Source organism: Nocardia sp. NPDC059154 (assembly GCF_042755705.1).
GTDB lineage: Bacteria > Actinomycetota > Actinomycetes > Mycobacteriales > Mycobacteriaceae > Nocardia.
This window is the reverse complement of sequence record NZ_JBHZCS010000007.1, coordinates 183,599-204,046: the sequence shown is the minus strand read 5'-3', so window position 1 is coordinate 204,046 and position 20,448 is coordinate 183,599. Positions and strand designations below refer to the sequence as shown.

At 68.4% G+C, this 20,448-nt stretch carries 21 protein-coding genes and 1 tRNA gene; 18 read left to right on the top strand and 4 right to left on the bottom strand.

The window, feature by feature from the left end; translation table 11 throughout:
- Positions 1–2: 2 nt before the first annotated feature.
- From ACFXN1_RS09355 to ACFXN1_RS09325, 7 genes are all read left to right on the top strand, one after another.
- Positions 3–1,145, top strand: a complete 1,143-nt coding sequence (locus ACFXN1_RS09355; RefSeq protein WP_379445122.1) for a thiolase family protein — start codon at positions 3–5, stop codon at positions 1,143–1,145.
- A complete protein-coding gene (locus tag ACFXN1_RS09350) occupies positions 1,142–1,768 on the top strand; it encodes an ester cyclase (protein WP_379445120.1) in 627 nt (208 codons plus the stop codon). The genes ACFXN1_RS09355 and ACFXN1_RS09350 overlap by 4 nt, the downstream gene beginning before the upstream one ends.
- Positions 1,765–2,310 carry a nitroreductase/quinone reductase family protein gene (locus tag ACFXN1_RS09345; RefSeq protein ID WP_379445119.1) on the top strand — a complete coding sequence of 182 codons (546 nt, stop codon included), beginning with the start codon at positions 1,765–1,767 and terminating at the stop codon, positions 2,308–2,310. Before ACFXN1_RS09350 ends, ACFXN1_RS09345 begins: the two co-directional genes overlap by 4 nt.
- Positions 2,307–3,524 carry an oxygenase MpaB family protein gene (locus tag ACFXN1_RS09340; RefSeq protein ID WP_379445118.1) on the top strand — a complete coding sequence of 406 codons (1,218 nt, stop codon included), beginning with the start codon at positions 2,307–2,309 and terminating at the stop codon, positions 3,522–3,524. Before ACFXN1_RS09345 ends, ACFXN1_RS09340 begins: the two co-directional genes overlap by 4 nt.
- A gap of 94 nt (positions 3,525–3,618) precedes the next feature.
- Complete coding sequence (locus ACFXN1_RS09335; protein WP_379445116.1) at positions 3,619–4,560, top strand: 3-oxoacyl-ACP synthase III family protein; 942 nt, start codon at positions 3,619–3,621, stop codon at positions 4,558–4,560.
- A gap of 26 nt (positions 4,561–4,586) precedes the next feature.
- Positions 4,587–5,324 (top strand): SDR family NAD(P)-dependent oxidoreductase, encoded by a 738-nt coding sequence (locus ACFXN1_RS09330; protein ID WP_379445115.1) that lies wholly within the window; start codon positions 4,587–4,589, stop codon positions 5,322–5,324.
- Between the two features lie 59 nt (positions 5,325–5,383).
- The gene (locus ACFXN1_RS09325; RefSeq protein WP_379445114.1) at positions 5,384–6,346 is read left to right on the top strand and encodes an oxidoreductase; all 963 of its coding nucleotides are present in this window, start codon (positions 5,384–5,386) and stop codon (positions 6,344–6,346) included.
- 57 nt (positions 6,347–6,403) lie between these two features.
- Here ACFXN1_RS09325 and ACFXN1_RS09320 read toward each other — a convergent pair whose 3' ends face one another.
- Both ACFXN1_RS09320 and ACFXN1_RS09315 read right to left on the bottom strand, forming a co-directional pair.
- Positions 6,404–7,885, bottom strand: coding sequence for a trehalose-6-phosphate synthase (locus ACFXN1_RS09320; RefSeq protein WP_379398059.1), 1,482 nt, complete (start codon positions 7,883–7,885; stop codon positions 6,404–6,406).
- 3 nt (positions 7,886–7,888) lie between these two features.
- Positions 7,889–8,056: a hypothetical protein gene (locus ACFXN1_RS09315; protein ID WP_162958162.1), complete on the bottom strand. Its 168-nt coding sequence runs from the start codon at positions 8,054–8,056 to the stop codon at positions 7,889–7,891.
- A 229-nt stretch (positions 8,057–8,285) separates the two neighbouring features.
- Between ACFXN1_RS09315 and ACFXN1_RS09310 the strand changes: the two genes are divergently transcribed.
- From ACFXN1_RS09310 to ACFXN1_RS09290, 5 genes are all read left to right on the top strand, one after another.
- Positions 8,286–9,119 (top strand): alpha/beta fold hydrolase, encoded by an 834-nt coding sequence (locus ACFXN1_RS09310; RefSeq protein ID WP_379445113.1) that lies wholly within the window; start codon positions 8,286–8,288, stop codon positions 9,117–9,119.
- Between the two features lie 138 nt (positions 9,120–9,257).
- A complete protein-coding gene (locus tag ACFXN1_RS09305; RefSeq protein WP_019931522.1) occupies positions 9,258–9,500 on the top strand; it encodes an MbtH family protein in 243 nt (80 codons plus the stop codon).
- Between the two features lie 165 nt (positions 9,501–9,665).
- A tRNA-Thr gene (locus ACFXN1_RS09300) sits at positions 9,666–9,737 on the top strand.
- 149 nt (positions 9,738–9,886) lie between these two features.
- On the top strand, positions 9,887–10,624 hold the full coding sequence (locus tag ACFXN1_RS09295; protein ID WP_354831085.1) for a response regulator transcription factor: 738 nt from the start codon (positions 9,887–9,889) through the stop codon (positions 10,622–10,624).
- A gap of 74 nt (positions 10,625–10,698) precedes the next feature.
- Positions 10,699–12,102, top strand: coding sequence for a sensor histidine kinase (locus ACFXN1_RS09290; protein ID WP_379445128.1), 1,404 nt, complete (start codon positions 10,699–10,701; stop codon positions 12,100–12,102).
- A gap of 37 nt (positions 12,103–12,139) precedes the next feature.
- Here the strand turns inward: ACFXN1_RS09290 and ACFXN1_RS09285 are convergent, their stop codons facing one another.
- Positions 12,140–12,565, bottom strand: a complete 426-nt coding sequence (locus ACFXN1_RS09285; RefSeq protein ID WP_379463536.1) for an HIT family protein — start codon at positions 12,563–12,565, stop codon at positions 12,140–12,142.
- Between the two features lie 92 nt (positions 12,566–12,657).
- On the opposite strand from ACFXN1_RS09285, the gene purD reads away from it, so the two are divergent.
- Positions 12,658–13,941 (top strand): phosphoribosylamine--glycine ligase, encoded by a 1,284-nt coding sequence (gene purD / locus ACFXN1_RS09280; RefSeq protein WP_379435734.1) that lies wholly within the window; start codon positions 12,658–12,660, stop codon positions 13,939–13,941.
- Positions 13,942–14,128: 187 nt separating this feature from the next.
- Here purD and ACFXN1_RS09275 read toward each other — a convergent pair whose 3' ends face one another.
- Entirely contained in the window at positions 14,129–15,226 is a 1,098-nt protein-coding gene (locus ACFXN1_RS09275; protein ID WP_379435736.1) for a M23 family metallopeptidase, read from the bottom strand.
- A 71-nt stretch (positions 15,227–15,297) separates the two neighbouring features.
- Between ACFXN1_RS09275 and ACFXN1_RS09270 the strand changes: the two genes are divergently transcribed.
- The 5 genes from ACFXN1_RS09270 (at position 15,298) to ACFXN1_RS09250 (ending at position 20,332) form a co-directional block, all read left to right on the top strand.
- Entirely contained in the window at positions 15,298–16,455 is a 1,158-nt protein-coding gene (locus ACFXN1_RS09270; RefSeq protein WP_379398049.1) for a pyridoxal phosphate-dependent aminotransferase, read from the top strand.
- A 69-nt stretch (positions 16,456–16,524) separates the two neighbouring features.
- Positions 16,525–17,130: a TetR family transcriptional regulator gene (locus ACFXN1_RS09265; protein WP_356998822.1), complete on the top strand. Its 606-nt coding sequence runs from the start codon at positions 16,525–16,527 to the stop codon at positions 17,128–17,130.
- 107 nt (positions 17,131–17,237) lie between these two features.
- Positions 17,238–18,659 (top strand): adenylosuccinate lyase, encoded by a 1,422-nt coding sequence (gene purB, locus ACFXN1_RS09260; RefSeq protein ID WP_379435738.1) that lies wholly within the window; start codon positions 17,238–17,240, stop codon positions 18,657–18,659.
- 146 nt (positions 18,660–18,805) lie between these two features.
- Positions 18,806–19,240 (top strand): HIT family protein, encoded by a 435-nt coding sequence (locus ACFXN1_RS09255; protein ID WP_379435739.1) that lies wholly within the window; start codon positions 18,806–18,808, stop codon positions 19,238–19,240.
- 132 nt (positions 19,241–19,372) lie between these two features.
- A complete protein-coding gene (locus ACFXN1_RS09250) occupies positions 19,373–20,332 on the top strand; it encodes an alpha/beta hydrolase (RefSeq protein ID WP_379435741.1) in 960 nt (319 codons plus the stop codon).
- Positions 20,333–20,448 lie beyond the last annotated feature (116 nt).

Genomic DNA, 20,448 nt, shown 5'->3' with positions numbered 1-20,448 from the left:
CCATGCACGACGCCGTCATCGTCTCTGCCGTCCGCACACCGTTCACCCGCGCCTTCTCCGGCGCGCTGTCGGAGGCGTCCGAATTCGATCTCGCCAAGGCCGTGGTGCGCGGCGCGATCGACAAGCCCGGCCTGCGCCCGGAAACCATCGACGAGGTCGCCCTCGGTGAGGTCTACCAGGGTGGCGGCTGTATCGCCCGCTACGTCGCCCTGGACCTTGGAATGCCCGCCGACACACCGGGTATCGCCATCGGAGCGTTCTGCTCCTCGGGCATGGTCGCAATGCATCACGCGGTGGCGGCGGTGCGCTCCGGTATGAAGCACTGTGTCATCGCCGGCGGTGTGACCTCGGTGTCGATCTCGGCCGATCCGGCCACGGCACCCAAGACGTGGTCGCCGAGCCATCCCGGTTCCACCGGAGAACCCGCCTCGGATCTCACCTTCAATCTCGGCGAGATGACCGCCCGCAAGCTGGGCGTCTCCCGGACCGACATCGACGAATGGGCATACCGGGCCCACAGTACGGCGGTCGACGCCATCGACCGCGGGCTCTTCGACGAGGAGCACATCCCGGTCGAGGTCGGTGGGCGGAGCATCACCTCACCCGACGAGCTGCCCCGCCGGGACCTGACTCCGCAGGCCTTGGCGGAGCTCGAACCGGTTCTCGGGCCGGGTCACACGGTCACCGTCGGCAACCAGACCGGTTTGACCGATGGCGCTGCGGCACTGGCCATCTGCTCGCGCGCGTACGCGGACGAGCACCGGCTCACGCCCTTGGCGACGGTGCGCGGCTGGGCCAACGTGGGAGCCGAGCCGAACGAGGCCATGTCCGCGGCCCTCACCGCGACCCGGCGCTGCATGCAGGTGGCCGGCCTGCGGGCCGACAGCGTCACCCGATTCGAGGTCCACGACTCCTTCGCGGTGCTCGGGCTGGCCTTCGAACGCGGGCTCGACCTGGACCGCGACAAGATCAACGTGCTGGGCGGCGGGCTGGCCCTGGGACATCCGTTCGCCGGATCCGGTGCCCGCGTGGCCGTCACGCTCGTTCACTCACTGCGCCACAGCGGTGGCGGTACGGGAGTCGGGGTTGTGCTCGGCGCCGGTGGCATGGCCACCGCGATCGCACTGGAGGTCCCGGCCGCATGAGCGAGTTCCCCGAATCCGCGCCTGCCGGGGACATCACCCCGCATGAATTGGTCGAGGCCATACCGCCGCTGATCGCGACGGTGAGTTCGCGCCTGGAAGAGCACGCGGAGACCCTGCGGGACTGGTCGCGAGACTGGTTGCAAGCGTGGAACACCTACGGCGTCGACGCCGTCCTCGTCTTGGTGACCGAGGATTTCGTCTACCAGGATCCGTCGATGTTCGGCGACCGGATCGTGGGCAGGCCGGCTTTCCGGGAATTCCTCACCATGATGTGGCACGCGTTCCCCGACATGGCCATGGAGATCCCGTCCACGCCGTACGTGCCGCTGATCGGCACCGGCCTCGCCGTGCCGTGGCGGTTGACCGGAACCTTCACTGGCGACCTGCGGGCCGGCGACGATTTGACCATCGCCCCAACCGGCCATCGTTTCGACATCCACGGCATCGACCTGTACACCTACCGCGACGGACTGCTCTGTCACTGGACCAGCGTCGCCGACCAGATGAATCTGGCGCGTCAGCTCGGCCTGGTCCCCGACCCGAACAGCCGTCAGATCAAGTACGCGCTCCGGGCGCAACGGCTGCTCACCCCACTGCTGACGGCAGGACGGCGGAAGCGATGACGCCGACCCATGAGTCGGACACTGATCCGGCCGCCGACTTCTACAGCGCCCAGCGGCCACTGCGTACCGCGGCGCGGAGAGTCACCGTGGCGATCGCCGGCCACCGCTGGGCGACCACCCTCCTGCGCCATGTGCAGCCGCGCATGGACCGGGCCATGTACCGGCTCACCCGGGGCCGGTACAGCACCATGACGTTGTTCACCGGCCTGCTGCTCACCACCACCGGACGCCGGACCGGATTGCCGCGTTCGGTACCGCTGCTCTACATCGAATACCGAGATCGGTTGTACCTCACCGGATCCAACAGCGGCCGCACCAGCCACCCGGAATGGACAGCGAATCTGCTGGCGGATCCGGAAGCCGTCATCACCGTTAAGGGCCGTCGGCACGACGTCACCGCCCGGCTCCTGGAAGGAGCTGAGCGACAGCGTATCTGGCCGATGCTCACCGCAATCTGGCCGCCGTACGACATACACACCGCGCGCAGTGGGCGGACCCTGCGCGTATTCGAGCTCACCGTGCGGGATCGGAGCACCTCATGACCGCCACCACCCCGAAAGCCTTCCCCACGCGCTTCTACCGCGATCCCGAGTGGTCGAGAAGCATGGCCGCACCGCTGAAGCGGTTCGTCAAAGGCCCCGCCGAACCCGGACCCGCCGAATGGGACCTGGTGGCCACGTCGCTGTCGAAGGCCGACACCGTCGGTGGGGATCTGGCCGCCGCGATCAAGGCGCGGAAGGTGAGCATGAAGCTATTCCGCCAGGCCCTCGCGAAGGGGGTGGACACCCTCGAGCACGCACCGGAACCGTTGCGCGAGTTCTTCACCCAGCTCGAGCGGCGACCCGACTGGGTCGACGACGAGCTGCTGGAACGCGGCGCGACCGTGGTGCGGCAGTGCGGCCGCAACGGCATCGATGTGATCACGATCGGCCTGCTGAGCGGATACCGGGCCTCCGCCACCACCGATATCCTGGTGCGGACCGGCGGTCTCCGCGGATCCGGTACGGCCCGCCGGATCGGGGAAACCGCGACCTGGTGGTTCGAGTGCATCCAACCCGGCGGCCTGGACCGGTCGGCCGCGGGCTGGCAGTTGACGGCCCATGTACGACTGATGCACGCGATGGTGAACCAGCACTTCGAGGCGGCTGACGACTGGGACGAGTCGGCGTGGGGAAAACCGATCAACCAGGCCGATCTGGCGGGCACCTACCATCTGTTCTGCACGTCGTTCCTACTGATGCTGCGATTGCTCGGCATGCGCATCGGATCCGAGGACGGATACGCGGTCATGCATCTGTGGCGGTATATCGGATGGCTGACCGGTGTCGACGAGGAACTGCTCGGACTCGATGAGCAGCAGGCACGCAAGAAGCTGTTCCACCTCACGCTGGCGACGCCCGCGGGAGATGCGAACTCGCCCTTGCTGGCCGATTCGCTGATCGAGTCTCGGAAGCACCTGAACTTCGGCTCATATCCCGAGCTCTGGCGTCGATACGAATATCTCAGGTTCCGCAGCCTCGCATCCTTCTACCTGGGACTGACCGGAATGCGCGAGCTGGGACTGCGTCCGGTACCTCCTTGGTATCCCATCGCCCGCGGGCTACGGAACCTACTGGTATTCAATGTGTTACGAGCACTTCCCGGTGGGGACCGGCAACTCACCCGGCTCGGTGAACGCGAACTCGACTTGGTGATGCGGGAGTTCTGGGGGAAGGAGAGCGCGTCACTCGCACCCGACCAGTACGCCGGCCAATAGCCGCACGTCCGACGGTCGTGGGCATCTCTCGAGCTGCGGAAGCCGCTGAACCGCAATAGATTTGCGGGGACATATCAATGGGAGGGGCCGAGAGATGGCTGTCGGAATTCTGCGCACGGGCGCATATGTACCGCCGCGTGAAGTCCGCAACGCGACCATCGCCGAGTGGGCCGGTACGACGACAGAGTGGGTGCGGGAACGAACCGGCATCGAAGGGCGGCGGTACGCCGATGCGCAGACCGCCACCTCCGATCTGGCGTATCAGGCGGCGGTCGATCTGCTCGGGCAGCGGGAGGGGTGGCCGCGGATCAGCAACATTATCGTGGCCACCTCTACCGCGGATCAGCCGCAGCCGGCGACAGCTGCTGCGCTGCAACACAAGTTGGGGCTGAGCGGGATGCCGGCGTTCGATCTGAACTCGGTGTGTGTGGGTTACCTGTTCGCGCTGACGGTGGCGGCGGGGTTGGTGGAGCGTGAAGGGGAGAGTGGGGGAGCGGCTCTGGTTGTCGGGGCCGACAAGTACTCGACCATCATGAATCGGTCGGATCGGAAGACGGTCAGTCTGTTCGGCGATGGGGCCGGGGCGACGCTGGTGGGGATGGTGCCGGAGGGGTATGGGCTGCATGCCAGCAGGCTGGTGACCGATGGGGAATTGAGGTCTCTGGTCGAGGTTCCCGCGGATGATCCGCTGTTCCGGATGGACGGCCGCGCGGTCCGCGACTACGTGCTGACCACGCTGCCCAAACTCATCGCCGAGGCGCTGGCGGAGTCCGGGTTCACCCTCGACGAGCTGGACCGAATCATCCTGCACCAGGCCAATACTCGGCTGCTCGAGACCTGTATCGAGGAGCTCGGGCTGGATCCCGCGAAGGTGCCGCTGACCGCTCCCCGGTACGGGAACACCGGTGCGGCTTCGATTCCCATCACGCTGCACAGTTCGCAACTGGAGCGGCCGTTGCGGCGTGGGGAGCGGCTGTTGCTGGCCGGGGTCGGCGGTGGGATGAGCGCGGGGGCCGCGATTCTGACATGGTATTGAGTCAGATCGAATGAGGAAGGGTCGCAATGCGTCTCGAAGGTAAGGCTGCCGTGGTCACCGGTAGTACGCGGGGGCTCGGGTTCGCCATCGCGAAAGCGTTTCTGGCGGAAGGGGCGTCGGTGATGTGCTCGGCGCGGACGGCCGGGGACTTCCAGCTGCTGAAGGAGGAGTTTCCGGATCGGTGTCTGTTCCAGCCGGCCGATGTCACCGATCCGGAGTCGGTGCGGCGGTTGATGGGAGCGGCGGCGGAGGCGCTGGGCGGGATGGATGTGGTGGTGGCCAATGCGGGAGTGAGCCGGGACGGGTTGATCGAGCAGCTCGCGCCGGAGGATTGGGACGCCATGGTCACGACGAATCTGACCGGGACGTTCCTGTGCACCCGCGCGGCGGTGCCGCATATGAAGGAGCGGGGTGGGGTGATCATCAACATGTCCTCGTCCATGGCGACGCGGATCGCGAAGGGGGCGGCGGGGTACAGCGCGACCAAGGCCGCCATCGAGATGTTCACCAAGACCAGCGCTATCGAGTTGGGGCGGTACGGGATCCGGGTGTGCGCGCTGTCGCCGGGGATTCTCGACGAGGGGATGGGCGGTCGGCTGGCCGAGAACGATCGCGTGTGGGCGGCCTATCGCAAGCGGTTCGCGCTGGGGCGGGCCGGGCGGGTCGGGGAGGCGGCGCAGGCGGCGGTGTTCCTGGCGTCGGCGGACGCGTCCTATGTCAATGGGGCGATTCTCGATGTCAATGGCGGTCTGATGTGGGCGTGAGCGAGGATCTCGCCATGGTTGCCGCGCCGATTGAAGTCCGACTGGTCAGGATGTAATGCATGGGAGCTAAGAACATTCCGTGGACCACCGCCGACATGCCGGATCTGCACGGGCGCACCGCGATCGTCACCGGGGCCAGCGGCGGGCTGGGGCTGGAGACCGCGCGGCGGCTCGCGGAACGCGGGGCACGGGTGGTCATGGCATGTCGCAGTGCCGAGAAGGCCGCGGCGGCCGCGGAGAGCATTCGGGCGAGCGCTCCGGATGCCGAATTGCCATTCCTGGAACTGGATCTGACGTCACTGGAATCGGTGCGCAAGGCCGCCGTGCGGCTGCACGAGGACTTCGGGCAGATCGACCTGCTGGTGAACAACGCGGGTACGCTGAGCCGGGAACGGACGATTACCGACGACGGCTTCGAAACCACCTTCGGCACAAACCATCTGGGGCCGTTCGCGTTCACCGGGCTGGTGCTGGACCTGCTGCAGGCCGCACCGCACGGGCGAGTCGTCACGGTGACCAGTGGCCTGCCCGCGCAGAAGGGCACCTGGCTCGACCTCGACGACCTGACCTACGAGCGGCGCACCTACAAGGCCTACCCCGCCTACGCGCAGTCCAAGCAGGCCAACGCCAGCTTCGCATTCGAACTGCAGCGGCAGCTCAACGGCACCGGCAGCCGGCTGATCTCGGTGCTGGCCCACCCGGGCGCCGCCGAATCCGACTTCGCCCAGAACTTCGGTCCCGCGGTCGCCTTACTGTCCCGGCCCACACTGCGCTGGGTATTCCGGATCGTCATGCAGACCGTCGAGATGGGTGCGCTGCCGAGCCTGCGCGCCGCCACCGACCCCGGCGTGCGCGGCGGTGACTTCTACGGCCCCACCGGCTCGACCAAGGGCTACCCGGTGCCGAACGCGGCCGGGGAACGCACCCGCGATCCCGAGCTGGCGGCCCAGCTGTGGGCCGAATCCGAACGGCTCACCGGAGTCACCTACCGGTTCGATCTACTCGACGATGCGGCGGACTAGGCCCGATACGCCGAACGCCCCCTGAAATCCTCAGGGGGCGTTCACCTTACGACCGGGTCAGCGGCTCGGGTTCGGATCCACGTCGTCGTCGGTCAGCAGGGCGCTGCCGGCGACGCGATCGGTGGCCAGGGCGTCGAGGAAGGCACGCGCCCACCGGTCGACGTCATGGGTCAGGACCTGGCGCCGCATCGAACGCATCCGGCGGCGACGGGTGTCGCGGTCGTCGTCGATCGCGCCGATCAGGGCGTCCTTGACGCTGTCGAGATCGTGCGGATTGCACAGGTAGGCCTGCCGCAATTCCGCTGCCGCACCGGTGAATTCGCTCAGCACCAGCGCACCGTTGAGGCTGCCCTGACACGCCACGTACTCCTTGGCGACCAGGTTCATGCCGTCGCGCAGCGGCGTCACCACCATGACATCGGCGGCCACGAAGAACGCGATCAGCTCGTCGCGCGGGATCGGGCGGTGCAGGTAGTGCACCACCGGATAACCCACCCGGGAGAACTCGCCGTTGATCCGGCCCACCTGGCGCTCGATATCGCCACGCATCTGAATGTAGGACTCGACCCGTTCCCGGCTCGGCGTGGCCAGCTGCACCATCACGGTGTCCGCCGGATCGATCCGGCCGTCGTGCAGCAACTCCTCCAGCGCGGCCAGCCGGATGTCGATGCCCTTGGTGTAGTCCAGGCGGTCCACACCCAGCAGGATCGTCTTCGGATTGCCCAGCTCCGCACGGATTTTCGCGGCCCGCTCCCGCACCCCGCGGCGGCGCGAATACTCGTCCAGCTCGGTGGAGGTGATGGAGATCGGGAAGGCGCCCACCCGCACGGTGCGGAAACCCACCTGCACCACACCGAGTTTCGAACGCACGCCCACATTGCCGCGCGACGTCGGCTGGCCGGCCAGCCTTCTGGCCAGATACAGGAAGTTCTGCGCACCGCCCGGCAGATGGAAACCGATCAGGTCGGCGCCCAGCAGGCCCTCGACGATCTCGGTGCGCCACGGCATCTGCATGAACAGTTCCACCGGTGGGAACGGAATGTGCAGGAAGAAGCCGATGGTCAGATCGGGCCGCAGCATGCGCAGCATCTTCGGCACCAACTGCAGCTGATAGTCCTGCACCCACACCGTCGCGCCCTCGGCGGCCACCTTGGCGGTGTACTCGGCGAAACGGCGGTTCACCTGGACGTACGCCTGCCACCACTGGCGGTCGTAGACCGGCCGCACGATCACGTCGTGATACAGCGGCCACAGCGTCGCGTTGGAGAAGCCCTCGTAGTAATCGGCGACCTCGTCGCCCGACAGTGGCACCGGATGCAGTTCCAGACCGTCCTCGACGATCGGATCCAGATCCACATCCGGGACGCCGGCCCAGCCGACCCAGGCGCCCTTGTTGTTGCGCAGCACCGGTTCCAGCGCGGTCACCAGGCCGCCGGGGCTGCGCTTCCAGCGAGTGGTTCCATCGGGTAGTCGCTCCAGGTCGACCGGAAGCCGGTTGGCGACGACGACGAAACCGGAGCCGGAGCTATCCGGGTGCACGGGTCATTCGCCTCGCGTCGGACCGATGCCCAGCATGGACAGCAGCATGCGGCACTCGTCGGCATCGGTGGCGTAGGCGGCCACCACGCGCTGGGCCTGTCGAGCGGTTTCGTCGGCGAGCGGTTCCAGATCGTCGTCCGCGATGTCGTTTGCGCCGGTCTTCGCGGCCATCTCATGTCCTCTCGGGAAAGTCTGCTCGGTGCGAGGAGTCCATCGTATCTGCCAGGAAAGTCGGGACCGTGCGCTGCGTACATTGCGAGCCCTAACCGCAATGGTCGTGCTCGCGAGACCTGCCGACCAGACCGCACGGTCGGCGGCACCGAGCGAAACGTTCCAGGCCCCGATGCCTATACGGTCTACGAAACGTAGAAATCGGAAACGTGGCGAAGGGGTCTGAAGCATGCCGTTGGCGACGGTGAACGGAATCTCGCTGAACTACCAGGTCAAGGGAGACCGGTCCAAGGGCACCGACGTCAAGGGTGCCGCACCGCTGGTCGTCATGATCATGGGCACCGGCAGTGGCGGCCGGGTGTGGGAACTGCACCAGGTGCCCGCGCTGGTCGCCGCCGGATTCCGGGTCTGCACCTTCGACAACCGCGGCATCGCACCGTCCTTCGAATCGCCCGCCGGGATCACCATCGACGACCTGGTGCGCGACACCGCCGCCCTCATCGAGTTCCTCGACGAGGGACCGGCCCTGGTGGTCGGTCAGTCCATGGGCGCGCGGGTCGCGCAGGAACTCGCGCTGGCCCGGCCCGACCTGGTCCGCAAGGCCATTTTCATGGCCGGACACGCCCGGCTCGACCAGTTCCAGAAGACGCTCTCGTTCGGCGAGCACGAACTCGACGCCTCCGGCACGCGGCTGCCCGCCAAATACGAGGCCGCCATGACCGCCATCATGAACCTCTCGCCGGCCACCATGGCCGACCCGCACGCCGCCCGTGACTGGCTCGACCTGTTCGAATTCACCGGCGGCCCGGCCGCGCCCGGCGTGCGCGCCCAGCGGCGCATGGACCACGACTTCGACCGCACCCAGGCCTACCGGGCCATCACCGTGCCCTGCCTGTCCATGGGCTTCGCGGACGACCGGATGATCCCGCCCTACCTTTCCCGCGAAGTCGCCGATATCATTCCGGGAGCCCGTTACCAGGAGGTTCCCGACGCCGGACACTTCGGCTACCTGGAACAACCGGAGGCCGTCAACAAGATCCTGCTCGAATTCTTCGCGGCCTGAACGAAGTGCAGGTAACCGCCCAGCGGTAACGCCTGCCTTGCTAGGGTCGAATCAACGTCGGGGGCTCGTTCCATCACTGCGGTGACTGGACGATCCGTCTACGTTCCCGTACACAGCGCCAGTATCCAGTGAGGTGAAATGAGCACCAACCCCTTCGATGACGAAGACGGCCGGTTCTTCGTCCTGGTCAACGATGAGGAACAGCACTCCCTGTGGCCCGCCTTCGCCGAAGTTCCGGCGGGTTGGCGAGTCGTCTTCGGCGAGGACAGCCGTGCCGCGTGCGTCGAGTACGTCGAGAAGAACTGGACCGACATGCGTCCGAAGAGCCTGCGAGACGCCATGGCGGCGGACGACGCGGCTCGTCAGGCGGCTCAGTCCTGACACTCTGCGGTTAGTCCGATACTGCGCGAACGGCTTCCGAACGCGGCCGGTCGATGCCACGAGCGTCGCCCGGCCGCGCTCCGGTCTTCCACGCAGCATCGTTCCGACTGGGACGCCGGCTTTTCCGCGCAGCCGGCCACCCCGGTTATGATGGCACCGCTTTCCGCCTCCTTAGCTCAGTGGTAGAGCACCGCTCTTGTAAAGCGAAGGTCGTCAGTTCAATCCTGACAGGGGGCTCAGCAGACAATCAGGGCGAGGACCTCCGGGTCCTCGCCCTGATGTCGTTCCGAGGTCCCCGCAGCGCTACCGGGGGTTGGTGCGCTCCTCGCAGGAAACTCCCAGGGAAGGGTCAGGTTCTTCGCGGGGGAAGCGCAGAATATGGCCTTATGACAGGTGTGCCCGTTCAGCCGCGCGAACCCGAGGCGAGGGTGCTCGTCGTTGACGACGAGCCCATGATCGTCGAGCTACTGTCGGTGAGCCTGCGGTATCAAGGGTTCGAGGTCGCGAGTGCCGCGAGCGGCACCGAGGGGCTGGACAAGGCCAAGACCTTCCGGCCGGATGCGCTGATCATCGATGTGATGATGCCCGGGATGGACGGCTTCGGGTTGCTGCGGCGGCTCCGGGCCGACGGGATCGACGCACCGGTGCTGTTCCTGACCGCGCGCGACGACGTGGACGACAAGATCACCGGACTGACGCTGGGGGCCGACGACTACGTCACCAAGCCGTTCAGCCTCGAAGAGGTGGTCGCGCGGCTGCGGGTGATTCTGCGGCGGTCCGGGCGCTCGGCGCCGGAGACCAAGACGTCGCGGCTGCGGTTCGCCGATATCGAACTCGACGACGACACCCACGAGGTGTGGAAGGCGGGCGAACCGGTTGCCCTGTCGCCCACCGAGTTCACGCTGCTGCGGTACTTCCTGGTCAATGCCGGCACCGTGCTGAGCAAGCCGCGGATCCTGGACCACGTGTGGCGCTACGACTTCGGCGGCGAGGTCGGCGTGGTCGAAACCTATGTGTCCTACCTGCGCAAGAAGGTCGACACCGGACCGGATCGGCTCATCCACACCCTGCGCGGGGTCGGCTACGTCATGCGGGAGCCGCGCGGTAAGACGGCCAACGCGTGAACGCTGCCCCGCCGGTCGATGGCAAAGGCACGGCTCGCAGTCTCCGGGGCAAGCTCGCCGACCGGTTCGCCGCGGTGCCGCTGCGCACCACCCTGGTGCTCGCGCTGGTGTCCCTGGTCGGATTCGGGCTGCTGGTCTCGGGTATCGCGGTCACCTCGCTGATGCGCAATGTGCTGGTCGAACGGATCGACCGGCAGCTCTACGACGCGGCTCACAGCTGGGCCGCGCCCGGCGCGCAACGCCCGGAACCGCTGCCCACCGTACGCGGGCGGGAACGGCCGCCGCACCTGTACTGGGTGCAGGTGCAGGATGCGACGGGCCAGGTCACGCTGAGCCTGTCGGCGGGCGTGCAGCAGCCCGAGGTGCCCGCGGACCTGGGCAATCGGCCGGAGACCGTCGGCTCGGTGGGCGCGTCCTCCGAGGAGTGGCGGGTGCTGCGGACCGTCAACGAGTACGGCACCAGCACCATCGCGCTGCGCATGGACGAGACGAACTCGCTGCTGGACAAGCTGATCGTGCTGCAACTGGTGATCGGCGCGCTGGTGCTGGCGGCGCTGGCGGCGGTGGCACGCATCGTGATCCGGCGCAGTCTGCGGCCGCTACGGGAGGTCGAGCGCACCGCGGCCGCCATCGCGGGCGGTGACCTGCATCAGCGAGTTCCGGTGCGCGGCACCGACACCGAGGTCGATCACCTCTCGCAGTCGCTGAACACCATGCTGACCCAGATCCAGCAGGCCTTCGCCGCCACCGAGGCCTCCGAGGAGGCGGCGCGGCGCTCCGAGGCCAAGATGCGGCGCTTCGTCGCCGATGCCAGCCACGAACTGCGCACCCCGCTCACCACCATCAAGGGCTTCTCCGAGCTGTACCGGCAGGGCGCGATCACCGATCCCGACATGCTGATGGACCGCATCGAACGCGAGTCCAAGCGGATGGGGCTGCTGATCGAGGACCTGCTCATGCTGGCCCGGCTGGACGCGCAGCGACCGATCGAGCGGCGGCCGCTGGACCTGCTCATGATGGCCAGCGATGCCGTGCACAGTGCGCGCGCCCTGGCGGCGGCCCAGCGCCCGGAGGGGCCCGAACGCAAGATCGACCTCGAAATCCGGCCCGGGCCCGGCACTCTGGAGATGCTCGGCGACGAGACGCGGCTGCGGCAGGTGCTGGCCAACCTGATCAACAACGCGCTGGTGCACACCCCGCCCGAGGCGGAGGTGACGGTGCGGCTCACCCCGGCCGCCGACGAGGTGCTCATCGAGGTCGCCGACACCGGGCCGGGACTGGCGGCCGAACAGGCCGAGCGGGTCTTCGAACGCTTCTATCGCACCGATGCGTCCCGCAGCCGGGACAGCGGCGGTACCGGACTGGGACTGTCGATCGTGCATGCGCTGGTCGACGCGCACGGCGGCAAGGTGTCGGTGACCAGCGAGCCGGGGAAGGGCACCACGTTCACCGTCCGGCTGCCGCGCGAACCGCGCTGAGCGGGGTGCCCGCGCGGGACGCGGGCACCCGGGTTCACTACGCGGGGACGTTCGCTCCGTAGCCGAGGTCGCGCAGGGCCTGCTTGATCATGGCCTGCGCCTCGTCGAGGGATTCCTTGCTGGGTTCCGGGTCCGCCCCGCTGATGTCGAAGTCACCCAGGTGGAAGGCCGGGAAGACGTGCATGTGCAGGTGCGGCACCTCGAGACCCGCGATGAGCAGGCCCGCCCGCGGGGCGTCCCAGGCGGCCCGCACGGCCTGGCCGATCTTCTGGGCGACCGCGGTCAGGCGCGCGAAGGTGCCCGGATCGACGTCCTGCCACTGGTCGATCTCCTTGCGCGGCACCACCAGTGTGTGCCCCTGCGTCACCGGGGCGATCGTGAGGAAGCCGACGAATTCGTCGTCCTCCCAGACGAACCGGCCCGGCAGCTGACCTTCGATGATTGCGGAGAAAACAGAAGCCATGCCCGGGACCTTACGCGGGGAAGGACACCCCCGTGCGAACGCACAACAGACCGCTACCGATGGCGTCTGCCCGGCCCTTTAAGCTGTCTGCCGTGCGCGTACTCGTCATTGGTTCCGGAGCCCGTGAACATGCCCTCGTCCTGGCACTGCGCAAGGACCCGGCGGTGTCCGCCGTGTATGCGGCGCCCGGCAATGCCGGCATCGCCCAGCACGCCGAGGTGCGTGCGGTGGACGCCACCTCCGGGGCGGAGGTGACCGCGCTCGCCCAGGAGCTGGGCGTCGATCTGGTCGTGGTCGGACCCGAGGTGCCGCTGGTGCTCGGCGTGGCCGACGCGGTGCGGGCCGGCGGGATCCCGGCGTTCGGCCCGTCCGCCGCCGCCGCGCGGATCGAGGGCTCGAAGGCCTTCGCCAAGGACGTCATGAACGCGGCCGGGGTGCGCACGGCGCACAGCGAGATCGTCGATCATCCGGGCGAATTGGATGCGGCGCTGGATCGTTTCGGGCCGACCTGGGTGGTCAAGGACGACGGCCTGGCCGCCGGCAAGGGCGTCGTGGTGACCCCGGACCGGTCGGTGGCCCGTGAGCACGGCGCCGAACTGCTCGAGCAGGGCCACCCGGTGCTGCTGGAGTCGTTCCTCGACGGCCCCGAGGTGTCACTGTTCTGCCTGGTGGACGGCGAGACCGTGGTGCCGCTGCTGCCCGCCCAGGACCACAAGCGGGTCGGCGACGGCGACACCGGGCCGAACACCGGCGGCATGGGTGCGTACACGCCGCTGCCGTGGCTGCCGGACGAGACCCTGCAGGCCATTGTCGACGATGTGGTGAAACCCGTTGCGGCCGAGATGGTTCGCCGCGGCGTGCCGTTCAGCGGCCTGCTGTACGCCGGTCTCGCCGTCGGGCAGGCCGGGCCGGCCGTGGTCGAATTCAACTGCCGCTTCGGCGATCCCGAGACCCAGGCCGTGCTGGCCATGCTGGACAGCCCGCTGGGCGAGCTGCTGTACGCCACCGCGACCGGCACCCTGGACCAGGTGCCCGCGCCGCGCTGGAAGGACGGCGCCGCCGTCACCGTGGTGCTGGCCGCCGAGAACTACCCGGCCCGCCCGCGCAGCGGCGATGTCATCACCGGGGCCGAATCCACCGGTACCGGAACCGAATCCGAGGTGCTGCACGCCGGCACCGCGCAGCGTGAGGACGGCGCGCTGGTGTCCGCCGGCGGCCGCGTGCTCGCCGTCGTCGGCCAGGGCGCGGATCTCGTCGAGGCCCGCAAGAACGCCTACGACCGGCTGGCCGGAATCAAGCTGCCGGGCGGCCACTTCCGCACCGACATCGCGCTGGCCGCCACCGAGGGCCGAATCACCGTCCCGGCCTCCGCCTGAAGGCCGACGACCCGAAGTCCGAATCCGCGCCTGAACCTCGAATGCCAGCGCGACAACTGATTTCGTACCGATCGGGGTAACTCCCCGGGTACCCCTGACATTGTTTCGGCCCTGGACCGCCGGCACGCGTCGCCAACGGTCAACGGCTCCCGAGCCGTGCGCTGAAGTTTCGGGGAGGCGGGGGCGCTCAGCCGACGATGATGCCGTGTTGGGCCAGCCAGGGCTGCGGGTCCACGTGCTGGCCGTTGATGATGATCTCGAAGTGCAGGTGCGGTCCCGTCGAGTCGCCGCGGTTGCCGATGCGCGCGATCTGCAGGCCCGCCGGGACGCGCTCGCCGACCGACACCGAGAAGTCGTACATGTGCCCGTAGACGGAGATGGTGCCGTCGTCGTGGCGGATGCGCACCCACAGCCCGAAGCCCTGGGCCGGGCCCGCGTCGATGACGGTGCCCGCCGCCACCGCGTAGATCGGTGAGCCGAGCGGCGCGGCGATGTCGATGCCCGCGTGGAAGGTGCCCCAGCGCGCCCCGAATCCGGAGGTGAACACGCCCTTCGCGGGCAGCGCGAACCCGCCGGCGCCGGGAATCACGAAGCCGGGCGGCAGCGAACTGTCCGGTGACGGCGTCATCCACGGCTGCGGCTGCCCGGCGACCGCCGCCGCGGCCTCCGCCTTGGCCCGCTCCAGCGTGGCCGCCGCGGCCGCCGAGACCACCGCCTGCTCGCGCAGATGCTCACCGTTGTTGATGGCGTCCAGATACCGCTTCGACGTCTCCGGGGAGGCCTGCACCTGCAGCGGATACTGCACCGGAACCCGCAGCGCCACACCGGGACCCACCTCGGCGTCGGTGGGCAGCAGGCCCAGTGCGCCGTCCGCGCTCGCGAACACCAGCACCGCGACCACACCGCCGATCAGCACCCGGTGCCGAATGCCCCACGCGCGCACCACCGGCCACTGCCGCCGCGCTTCGGCCCGGCCCCGCCGCACCAGCTCGACGGTCTCGGCCCACGTGCGCGGCCGCCGGGCCCACAGCTCGATCGCGCGTTCCCGCGCGATCGGCGCGTACAGCCGCAGCCAGGCGATCGCCTGCCCCGCGAGCCGGACCACCGACCGCCAGACCCGTTCCAGCGCCTCCTGACTCCGCGAGGGCTCTTCCTGGAATACCAGCTGCGACCGCACACCCGGCGTATAGCTGTCCGTCGCGCCGGCTGTCCGCGGCGGCGCGGGTTCGGGTGGGTATGGGTCGGCCTCCGGGGTGGTCCCGGTGGTTGCTGGTCCCCCCTGCACAGCCGCCTCCTCAGGCATTCGGGTGGCAGTTCCCGGACAGGCGGGGGAGTCGGTGCTCTACCGTCTGTCGAGTGCGTATCGAATCTCGCCGGTCGACCATTCCACCTTTTTACGTGATGGACGTCTGGAAAGCAGCAGCTGAACGGGCCCGGACACACGGAGATGTGCTGGTGCTGGCCGCGGGGCAGCCGTCCACGCCCGCTCCGGCGGCGGTTTTGCGCGCCACCAAGGCGGCCATGGATTCCGAATTGCTGGGCTATACCGAGACATTCGGGACCCTGGCGCTGCGGGAGGCCATCGCGGAGCACCATCGCAGCACCTACGGGGTCCGCGTGGACGCGGACGATGTCGTGGTGACCACCGGTTCCTCCGGCGCGTTCACCCTCATCTTCCTGGCGGCCTTCGATCCCGGCGACACCGTGGTGGTGGCCCGGCCGGGCTATCCGGCCTACCGGAACACGCTGACCGCGCTGGGCTGCGATGTGGTCGAACTGGACTGCGGGCCGGAGACCCGGTTCCAGCCGACCGTGGCCATGCTGGAGGCGCTGCCGGAGCCGCCCGCGGGCCTGATCGTGGCGAGCCCGGCCAATCCGACCGGGACCATGATCGCGCCGGAGGAGCTGGCGGCGCTGGCCCGCTGGTGCGACGAGCACGGGACGCTGCTCATCTCCGACGAGATCTACCACGGCATCGTCTACGCCGGCACCGAGCCGACCTCCTCGGCCTGGGAGACCTCTCGGGAGTCGGTGGTCATCGGCTCGGTGTCCAAGTACTTCTCCATGACCGGCTGGCGGCTGGGCTGGATGCTGGTGCCGGAATCGTTGCGCCCGGCGCTGCAGCGACTGGCGTCCAACATGACGGTGTGCCCCCCGGCTATTTCTCAGTTCGCGGCGGTGCACGCGTTCGGCGCCGAGGCCAAAGCCGAACTGGACGGTCATGTGCGGCGCTATGCGGCGAATCGCCAGCTGCTGCTGTCGGGCCTGCCCAAGCTCGGCATCACCGACCTCGCCCCCGCCGACGGTGCGTTCTATGCCTACGCGGATATCGCTCACCTGACCGATGATTCGATGCGCTGGTGCACCGAGGTGCTCGACGCCACCGGTGTGGCGCTGGCTCCCGGCATCGACTTCGACACCCGCAACGGCCATCACACGGTTCGCTTCTCGTTCGCCGGAGCCGGTGCCGACATCGAAGAGGCACTGGACCGGTTGGAACGGTATTTGGCCTGATCTGCCAAGGAGATTGAGCGCAGTGGGCAAAATGAACACAGCGCCGGTGATGACTGGCACGATTGCACCGTGACCACTGCGACGACTCCGAAAGGCGAACGGCGTCGCCAAGCGCTGGTTTGTGCCGCCGCCGAGCTCCTGCTCGAAGGCGGCTTCGAAGCGGTCCGGCACCGCTCGGTGGCAACCCGGGCGGATCTGCCGCTCGCGTCGACCACCTACTACTTCGAATCGCTCGAGGATCTGATCGCGCGCGCGGTCGAGTTCTCCGGCAATGCCGAACTGGAGGCCATGCGCCGCCGCGTCGGCGAGGTGACGCACCGCCGGCGCGGGGCGGAGGCCACCGTGGAATTGGTGCTGGACCTGTTGGTGGGTCCGGAGATTCAGGACCTGGACGCGCGGGGCCAGCTGATCGCCCGCTACGAGCGCTCGGTCGCGTCCGCCCGGCACCCGGAACTACGAGAGGTCCAGCTGCGACTACGCGCCCAGCTGGACGAGCTGCTGACCGACGTGCTGCGCCGCTCCGACCGCGTGGTGCGCACCGAACAGACCCGCCGCCTGGTGGCGGTCGTCGATGGGGCGGTGGTGACCGCGCTCGGTGAACTCGACCCGCAGCCCCGGCGCATGGCACGGGGCGCGCTGCTCGAGATCATCGACATCGTCGCCCCACCGGCATAACTCGGCCCGACGCCCGGGGACTCTCGGGACGCCCCGGCCGGGGCGAACCTCCGCCGCGATGATGGCGGGGCAAACCGGCGGGAAACCCACCGGTAAACTGGGACAACGTGAGTCTTGTGCCGAACGTCCTTGCCACCCGCTACGCCAGCCCCGAGCTGGTTCATCTGTGGTCGCCCGAGAACAAGATCGTGCTCGAGCGGCGGTTGTGGCTGGAGGTGTTGCGGGCCCAGGCCGAGTTGGGGGTGGATGTTCCGGCGGGGGTCGTCGAGGACTACGAGCGGGTCATCGATCGGGTGGATCTGCAGTCGATCGCGGAACGCGAGCGGGTCACCCGGCACGATGTGAAGGCCCGGATCGAGGAGTTCAACGCGCTCGCGGGGCACGAGCACGTGCACAAGGGCATGACCTCGCGGGATCTCACCGAGAACGTGGAGCAGCTGCAGATCCGGCTCTCGCTCGAGCACGTGTACGGCCACGGCGTGGCCATCGCGGCCCGGCTGGCGGAGCGGGCCGCCCAGTATCAGACGCTGGTGATGGCGGGCCGCTCGCACAATGTGGCGGCGCAGGCCACCACCCTCGGCAAGCGATTCGCTTCCGCCGCAGACGAATTGCTCATCGCGCTGACCCGGCTGCGGGAGCTGATCGACCGATACCCGTTGCGCGGCATCAAGGGTCCGATGGGCACCGCGCAGGACATGCTGGATCTGCTCGGCGGCGACGCGGCCAAGCTGGCGCAGCTGGAACAGAAGGTGGCCGGCCACCTGGGTTTCGCGAATGTGTTCACCAGTGTGGGCCAGATCTACCCGCGCTCGCTGGACCACGATGTGCTCTCCGCGCTGGTGCAGGTGGGCGCGGGCCCGTCCTCGTTCGCGCACACCATTCGCCTGATGGCGGGCCACGAGCTGGTCACCGAGGGCTTCCAGCCCGGCCAGGTGGGCTCCTCGGCCATGCCGCACAAGATGAACACCCGCTCGTGTGAGCGCGTCAACGGCCTGCAGGTGGTGCTGCGCGGCTACGGCTCGATGGCGGCCGAGCTGGCGGGCGCACAGTGGAACGAGGGCGACGTGTTCTGCTCGGTGGTGCGCCGGGTCGCGCTGCCGGACGCCTTCTTCGCCATCGACGGCATGATGGAGACCTTCCTGACCGTGCTGGCCGAATTCGGCGCGTACCCGGCCGTGGTCGACCGCGAGCTCAACCGCTACCTGCCGTTCCTGGCCACCACCCGCATCCTGATGGCGGCGGTGCGCGCGGGCGTGGGCCGTGAGACCGCCCACGAGGTCATCAAGGAGCACGCGGTGGCGGTGGCGCTGGCCATGCGTGAGCAGGGCCGCGAACCCGATCTGCTGGACCGCCTGGCCGCCGACGACCGCATGCCGCTGGACCGGGCCGCCCTGGATGCGGCCCTGGCGGACCGTTCCGCCTTCATCGGCGCGGCCGAGGCGCAGACCGCCGATGTGATCGCCCAGGTCCAGAAGCTGGTCGACGCGAATCCGGAGGCCGCGCGCTACACGCCGTCGCCGATCCTCTAGGGATACAACGACTCTCGAATCTCGCCCCCGGCTCCGGAACGGAGCCGGGGGCGAACGAGTTGTAGGCGAAGTATTGCGGGGTCGCTCGCCCGGCCACTGGGTCGAGTCGGGCGGGTGTGGGGTAGGGGGCTCTAGGCTCTGCGGACATGAACCCTTACACGATCTTCTCCGACATCGTTGCCGGGCGGGCACCGTCGTCCAAGGTGTACGAGGACGAGGATTGCCTGGCGTTCATGGATATTCGGCCGGTGACGCCCGGGCATGTGCTGGTGATTCCGAAGATGCCCGTCCGGAGCCTGGCGGAGCTGGATCCGGCGTTGGGCGGCAAGCTGTTTCAGGTGGGGCAGCGCATCGCGGCGGGCCTGCGGGAGTCCGAGGTGCACTGTGACGGAGTGAATTTCTTCCTGGCCGACGGGGTCACGGCGGGGCAGGAGGTGTTCCACGTGCATCTGCACGTGATTCCCCGCACCCCGGGCGACGGATTCGGGCTGCGGGCGCGGCCGACCAGTCCGGCGCGTGCGGACCTGGATTACCTGGCGGGATCCATCAGGGGCGCATTGTCCCGAATTGCCGCCGACTGATAGCCGAATCGCATTACCATATCCGGACCGCGTGGTTAGCCAACGACACGCCATAACCCCATTCCCACGCGTCGCAATAGCCACTCGAGTTACGTTTGATGGTGATTGTGGTGGGCTGATGAAGGTGGGGACATGCGTCGAAGAGTCGTTGCCGCAGCTGTTTTGGCGATCGCTGCAGGTTTGCTTTATCCGGTGGCCGCCCCGCCGGCAATCGTGCACGCGGCCGAGGTCGTCCGCGTCGACCAGCTGAGCGCCACCCGCTCGGCGATCTTCATCGACTCCGCGGCCATGGGCCGCACCATCCAGGTGCAGGTGCTGCATCCGGCCGGCGGCGGTGACCGCCCCACCTACTACCTCCTCGACGGCCTGGATCCCGGTGCGACGCAGAGCACCTGGACCAATGCCACCGACGCCGAACCCTTCTTCCAGGGCAAGGACGTGAACGTGGTGCTGCCCATGGGCGGCCAGGCCAGCTACTACACCGACTGGGTGTCCGACGACCCGCGCTTCGGCCGCTACAAGTGGGAAACGTTTCTGACACAAGAGCTTCCGCCCATCATCGACGGATACTTCGCCGGTAACGGGGTGAACGCCATCGGTGGTCTGTCGATGGGCGGCATCGCGGCCTTCGTGCTGGCGGTGCGGCATCCGGAGCTGTACCGGGCGGTGGCGGGCTACAGCGCCTGCCCGGACACCACGATCGCGCAGGGCGCCATGATGTTCTCGGTGGCCAATCGCGGTGGCAATCCGCTCAATATGTGGGGTGCGCCGGGTAGTGCGGCGTGGACGGAGCACAATCCGGCGGCGCTGGCCGAGGCGCTGCGCGGCAAGACCATCTTCCTGTCCACCGGCACCGGCCTGCCCGGCCCGCACGAGCTGGAGATCAAGCCGCAGCTGCCGGAGAACATCTTCTTCGGCGGCCCCATCGAATTCGGGGTGGACGCCTGTGTCACCGCGTTCGAGCAGCGGTTGCGTGCCATGAACATTCCGGCGCGGGTGGAGCACTCGCCGGTGGGCACGCATTCGTGGTCGTACTGGCAGGACACCCTGCACGAGTCGTGGCCGACCATCGGCGCGGCGATAGGGGCCTGAACAGTGTTGTGGCCCGATCCTTTTTCGGGAGGGCAACCCCCACCCCGGCCTCGGGGAGGTGGAGTTTTTCTCCCTTTCTCCCGTTACCAAAGGCGCCCCCCCTCCCGGGGGGGAAA

Excerpts from the sequence above, each read along its gene's own strand:
- ACFXN1_RS09355 (WP_379445122.1), top strand. The coding sequence starts at position 3 with ATGCACGACGCCGTCATCGTCTCTGCCGTCCGCACACCGTTCACCCGC.
- ACFXN1_RS09330 (WP_379445115.1), top strand. The coding sequence starts at position 4,587 with ATGCGTCTCGAAGGTAAGGCTGCCGTGGTCACCGGTAGTACGCGGGGG.
- ACFXN1_RS09305 (WP_019931522.1), top strand. The coding sequence starts at position 9,258 with ATGAGCACCAACCCCTTCGATGACGAAGACGGCCGGTTCTTCGTCCTG.
- ACFXN1_RS09345 (WP_379445119.1), top strand. The coding sequence starts at position 1,765 with ATGACGCCGACCCATGAGTCGGACACTGATCCGGCCGCCGACTTCTAC.
- ACFXN1_RS09295 (WP_354831085.1), top strand. The coding sequence starts at position 9,887 with ATGACAGGTGTGCCCGTTCAGCCGCGCGAACCCGAGGCGAGGGTGCTC.
- ACFXN1_RS09350 (WP_379445120.1), top strand. The coding sequence starts at position 1,142 with ATGAGCGAGTTCCCCGAATCCGCGCCTGCCGGGGACATCACCCCGCAT.
- ACFXN1_RS09325 (WP_379445114.1), top strand. The coding sequence starts at position 5,384 with ATGGGAGCTAAGAACATTCCGTGGACCACCGCCGACATGCCGGATCTG.
- ACFXN1_RS09340 (WP_379445118.1), top strand. The coding sequence starts at position 2,307 with ATGACCGCCACCACCCCGAAAGCCTTCCCCACGCGCTTCTACCGCGAT.
- ACFXN1_RS09250 (WP_379435741.1), top strand. The coding sequence starts at position 19,373 with ATGCGTCGAAGAGTCGTTGCCGCAGCTGTTTTGGCGATCGCTGCAGGT.
- ACFXN1_RS09315 (WP_162958162.1), bottom strand. The coding sequence starts at position 8,056 with ATGGCCGCGAAGACCGGCGCAAACGACATCGCGGACGACGATCTGGAA.
- ACFXN1_RS09285 (WP_379463536.1), bottom strand. The coding sequence starts at position 12,565 with ATGGCTTCTGTTTTCTCCGCAATCATCGAAGGTCAGCTGCCGGGCCGG.
- ACFXN1_RS09310 (WP_379445113.1), top strand. The coding sequence starts at position 8,286 with ATGCCGTTGGCGACGGTGAACGGAATCTCGCTGAACTACCAGGTCAAG.
- ACFXN1_RS09335 (WP_379445116.1), top strand. The coding sequence starts at position 3,619 with ATGGCTGTCGGAATTCTGCGCACGGGCGCATATGTACCGCCGCGTGAA.
- ACFXN1_RS09255 (WP_379435739.1), top strand. The coding sequence starts at position 18,806 with ATGAACCCTTACACGATCTTCTCCGACATCGTTGCCGGGCGGGCACCG.